Origin of the sequence: Streptomyces sp. 5-10 (genome assembly GCF_014712245.1) — a bacterium.
Classification (GTDB): domain Bacteria; phylum Actinomycetota; class Actinomycetes; order Streptomycetales; family Streptomycetaceae; genus Streptomyces; species Streptomyces violaceusniger.
In genome coordinates this window covers 1-5,182 of the sequence record NZ_JACVYG010000138.1, presented here as the reverse complement: position 1 = coordinate 5,182, position 5,182 = coordinate 1, and the positions used below count along the sequence as shown (strand labels likewise).

General features: G+C 71.2%; 2 protein-coding genes and 2 pseudogenes. All 4 read right to left on the bottom strand.

From position 1 onward, the window contains the following. Positions 1-521, bottom strand: a 521-nt coding sequence (locus IEJ02_RS50175; RefSeq protein ID WP_263408054.1) for an acyltransferase domain-containing protein, incomplete at its 3' end; no start/stop codon positions are given. Then, positions 521-1,153, bottom strand: a complete 633-nt coding sequence (locus tag IEJ02_RS51560; RefSeq protein WP_498067143.1) for an acyltransferase domain-containing protein — start codon at positions 1,151-1,153, stop codon at positions 521-523. The genes IEJ02_RS51560 and IEJ02_RS50175, both read right to left, overlap by 1 nt. A gap of 157 nt (positions 1,154-1,310) precedes the next feature. Further along, positions 1,311-2,540: pseudogene (locus IEJ02_RS51555) on the bottom strand (type I polyketide synthase); the annotation flags it as partial. A gap of 156 nt (positions 2,541-2,696) precedes the next feature. Beyond that, a pseudogene (locus IEJ02_RS51550) lies at positions 2,697-5,114 on the bottom strand (type I polyketide synthase); the annotation flags it as partial. Between the last annotated feature and the right edge of the window lie 68 nt (positions 5,115-5,182).

Here is a 5,182-nt window from a genome sequence, read left to right as displayed (position 1 = left end):
GTGTCGTCGTCGCGGCGGAGGGTGCCGGTGATGGTGGTGGGGATGTCGGGGTGGGTTTCGGTGGTGTCTTGGATGGCGGTGGTCAGGACGGGGTGGGTGCTGACCTCGATGAAGGTGCGGTAGCCCTGGTCGAGGAGGTTTTGGGTTGCTTCGTGGAAGCGGACGGTGTCGCGGAGGTTGCGGTACCAGTAGTGGGGGGTGATGTGGGTGGGGTCGGCCCAGTCGGCGGTGACGGTGGACATCCAGGGGGTGTGTCCGGGTGTGGCGGTGACGTCGTCGAGTAGCTGGTGGAGTTGGTTTTTGATGGTGGTGACGTGTCCGGAGTGTCCGGCGAAGTCGACGCCGGGGAGTTGCCAGCGGTAGATCTTGGCTTTGGAGAGGGTTTTGCCGAATTCGTTCAGGGCGTCGGGGTCTCCGGATATGGAGACGGAGGCGGGGCCGTTGACGGCGGCGATCCACAGGCGTCCGTCCCACGGGGCCAGCGCTTCCTCGACCCATTCTTGGGTGGTGAGGACGGACATCATGGCGCCGTGTCCGGTGAGGTGGTGGGCGATGGTCTGGCTGCGGAGGGNGCGGTGGGGAGGGTGAGGTGTCCGGCGACGTGGGCGGCGGCGATTTCGCCTTGGGAGTGACCGATGACGGCGTCGGGGTGGATGCCGTTGGCCTGCCACAGTGCGGCGAGGGAGACCATGATGGCGAAGGTGGTGGGCTGGAGGACATCGACGCGGTCCAGTGAGGGGGCGTTGGGTGCGCCGGTGATGACGTCGATGAGGTTCCAGTCGGTGTAGGGGGCGAGGGCTTCGGCGCATTCGTGGAGCCGGGCGGCGAAGACGGGGGAGCTGTCGAGGAGTTGGGCCCCCATGCCCGTCCATTGGGCGCCCTGACCGGGGAAGACGAACACGGTCTTGCCATCGGTGCCGGTCTCGCCGGTGACCAGATGGGGGTGGGGCTGCCCTTCGCCGAGGGCGGTGAGGGCGGCGGTCGCCTGGTCGAGATCGGTGGCGAGGACGACCGCGCGGTGTTCCAGTGCGGCGCGGGTGGTGGCCAGCGACCAGCCCACATCCACCGGGTCGGTGTCGGGGTGGCTGTGAAGGTGGGTGATCAGGCGTTCGGCCTGCGCCCGTAGCGCCGCCGGGCTCTTGGCGGACAGCACCCACGGCACCGCACCTCCTGCGGCCACCAGCCCGGGGACCTCCGGTTCCGTGGTCTCCGTTTCGACCGCCGTTTCTTCCGGGGCCTGNCGGTTCCGTGGTCTCCGTTTCGACCGCCGTTTCTTCCGGGGCCTGTTCGAGGATGAGGTGGGCGTTGGTGCCGCTGACGCCGAAGGAAGAGACACCGGCGCGGCGGGGGCGTCCGGTCTCCGGCCAGGGCCGGGCCTCGGTGAGCAGGGACACCGCGCCCGATGTCCAGTCCACCTTGGTGGTGGGCTCGTCGGCGTGGAGTGTTTTGGGCAGTACGCCGTGCCGCATGGCCTGCACCATCTTGATGACGCCCGCGACCCCCGCAGTGGCCTGGGTGTGGCCGATGTTGGATTTGAGCGAGCCCAGCCAGAGGGGTTGGTCGGCGGGGCGGTTCTGGCCGTAGGTGGCCAGGAGTGCCTGGGCTTCGATGGGGTCGCCGAGGGCGGTGCCGGTGCCGTGCGCTTCAACGGCGTCGATGTCCGAGGAGGACAGTCCGGCGTTGGCCAGGGCCTGCCGTATCACGCGTTGCTGCGATGGCCCGTTGGGGGCGGTGAGGCCGTTGCTGGCGCCGTCCTGGTTGACTGCCGTGCCGCGAATGACGGCCAGCACCTGATGGCCGTTGCGGCGCGCCTCGGAGAGCCGTTCCAGCAGCACCAGCCCGACGCCCTCGCTGAAGGTGGTGCCGTCGGCGCCCTCGCTGAAGGACTTGCTGCGGCCGTCCGGCGCGAGGCCGCGCTGGTGCGAGAAGCTCACGAACCCGTCCGGAGTCGACATCACCGTCACACCCCCGGCCAGGGCCATCGAGCACTCGCCCTCGCGCACTGCCTTGGCCGCCCAGTGGATGGCCACCAGGGAGGAGGAGCACGCCGTGTCCACGGTCACCGCCGGACCGGTCAGACCCAGTGCGTAGGCCACTCGCCCGGACACCACGCTCCCCGACTTCCCCGTGCTCAGATAGGTCTCGGACCCCTCGGGCAGCTCACCGGCGTTCGTCGCGTAGTCGTGGTAGATGAGCCCGGCGAACACACCGGTGTCGCTGCCCCGCACCGAAGCCGGGGCGATACCGGCCTGTTCGAAGGTTTCCCAGGCGGCTTCCAGCAGCAGCCGCTGCTGCGGGTCCATCGCCACGGCCTCGCGCGGGGAGATACCGAAGAAGTCCGCGTCGAACTGGGTGGCCCCCTCCAGGAACCCGCCCTCGCGCACATAGGTCGTGCCCACCCGGTCCGGGTCCGGGTCGAACAGCGTGTCCAGGTCCCAACCGCGGTCGGTGGGGAACGCCCCGATACCGTCCTCCCCGTCGGCCACCAGCCGCCACAGCCCGTCCGGGTCGGTCACCCGTCCGGGGAGCCGGCAGGCCATGCCGACGATGGCCACGGGGTCGTCCGCGTCGGCTCCCGGTCCGGTGACGGCGGCCGGAGCCGTCTGCGTCGAGCCGAACAGCTCGTCCCGCAGATATCCGGCGGTGATGGCGGCGGTCGGGTAGTCGAACACCACGGTCGCGGGGAGCCGCAGTCCCGTGGCCGCGTTGAGGCGGTTGCGGAGTTCCACCGCCGTCAGCGAGTCGAACCCGATCTCCCGGAAGGGCTGGTCCGGCCCGATGCTGTCGATCGTCGTGTGTCCGAGCACGGCGGCGGCCTCGGTGCGGACGAGCTCGGTGAGGTGGCGCAGCCGTTCGCCGTGGTCGAGGGCGGCGAGCCGTTGCACGAGCGACGACGTGTCGGCGGGAGCCGGTGTGTGGGCCGTACGGCGCGTGGGGCGCCGTATGAGATGGCGGAGCAGCGGGGGCACGGGCTGTGCCCTGCCGTCGGCCCGAAGCGCGGCCGGGCTGATCTTGATCGGGACCAGGTGGGGGTGGGTGGTGGTCAGCGCCCTGTCGAGGAGGGCGAGACCCTCGTCGTCGGTGAGGGGTGCGACACCGCCGCGGTGGGTGCGCCGGCGGTCCTCGGTGTTCATGGTGGCGGTGAGGGCGCTGGTGGTTTCCCACAGGCCCCAGGCGAGGGAGGTGGCGGGGAGCCCGGCGGCGTGGCGTTGGTGGATGAGGGCGTCGATGTAGGTGTTGGCGGCGGCGTAGTTGGCCTGGCCGGGGGTGCCGAGGGTGCCGGTGGCGGAGGAGTAGACGACGAAGGCCGCCAGGTCGTGGTCTTGGGTGAGGTCGTGGAGGTGGGTGATGGCGTCGACTTTGGGGCGGAAGACGGTGTCGAGGCGGTCGGGGGTGAGTGCGGTGAGGATGCCGTCGTCCAGGGTTCCCGCGGTGTGGACCACGGCGGTGAGGGGGTGGTCGGCCTCGATGTCGGTGAGGAGGGTGGTGAGTTGGTCGCGGTCGGCGGTGTCGCAGGCGGTGATGTTCACGTGTGCGCCGAGGTCGGTGAGTTCGGTGGCGAGTGCGGCCGCTTCGGGGGCTTCGGGCCCCTGGCGGCTGACCAGGAGCAGATGGCGTGCGCCGTGGTGGGTGACGAGGTGGCGGGCGGTGAGAGCGCCGAGGGTTCCGGTGCCGCCGGTGATGAGGACGGTGCCCTCGGGGTCGAGGAGGAGTGGCTGGGCCGGAGTGGTGGTGGGTGGTGCGGTGGTGAGCTGGGGCGCCCAGAGGGTGTCGTCGCGGAGGGCCAGTTGGGGCTGGTCGGTGGTGAGCGCGGTAGGCAGCGCCTGGTCCGAGTGGCCGTCGGTGTCGATGAGGTGCACACGGCCGGGGTGCTCGGACTGGGCCGAGCGGACCAGACCCCAGATCGCCGCCGCGGCGGGATCGGTGACCTCGGCGGAGTCATGGACGGCCATCGCACCGCGCGTAAGTATCACCAGCCGGGTGTCCGACAGCTCGGGCAGCGTCACCCACTTCTGCAACAGGTCCAGCGCCCGGGTGGCCAACTCGCGCGCGCGGGTGGTGGGATCGGTGTCGCGCGACTCCCATGCGGTGGTGTCGGCGACGATCAGGGTGGGCCGGTCCTCGGCCTCGGCGATCTCCGTGACACCGGCGAAGGCCGGGGCTTCGGCGGGAGCGAGGGCGGGGGAGACGTCCCCGAGGGTGCCCCACGGGACCTCGTCCGTGGCGGTGGTGGCGCTGTGTTCGGTCCAGGTGACCGTCCACAGCGCGTCGTTCGGCGACGTGGAGGTCAGCGCTTCGAGCTGCCCTGCGTCGACCTCCCGCAGTATCAGCGAGCCGATCGACGCGACCAGCCCTCCGGCCGCGTCGACCAGGGCCACGGAGAGCCCGCTGTCCTCGCTGTAACGGGCGTGTACGCGCACCGCGGTGGCACCGGTGGCGTGCAGGCGTATGTCGTTCCACGCGAACGGCAGGAGCATGCGGCTGCCGGGCTCGCCGGGCAGGCAGTAGTTGCTCGCGTGCAGTGCGGCGTCCAGCAGCGCCGGGTGGATGCCGAACCGGCCGGCGGCCTCCGACTGCTCCTCCGGCAGCGCGGCCTCCGCGAACACCTCGCCGTCATGGGTCCACACCGCCTTCAGGCCCTGGAAGGTCGGCCCGTAGTCGTAGCCCCCCTCGGCCATCTGCTCGTACAGGCCCTCGACGGACACCGACTCGGCGCCGGCGGGCGGCCATTCGTCCACGGCGGGCGGCGGGGGAGCGGCGGTGTCCTGGGCCAGCGTGCCGGTGGCGTGCTCCGTCCACTGGGCACTGTCCTCGGCGCGCGAGTAGATGCGTACGTCCCGGCGCTCGGACTCGTCGGGGCCGCCCACGACCACCCGGATGTCCAGGGAACCACTGTCCGGCAAGGCCAGTGGCTGCTCGATGACCAGCTCTTCCAGGGTGGGCGTATCGGTCTCGTCTCCGGCGCGGATGGCGAGTTCGGCCATCGCGGCGCCGGGGAGCAGTACGGCGCCGGACACGGTGTGGTCGGCCAGCCAGGGGTGAGTGGCCAGGGAGAGACGCCCGGTGAGGACGGTGCCCCCGGTGTCGGGGAGGTGGACAGCGGCGGTGAGCAGCGGGTGCGCGGGGTCGTGGAGACCGGCCGATGCGATGTCGCCCGCACTGCTGGTTCGGGTGAGCCAGT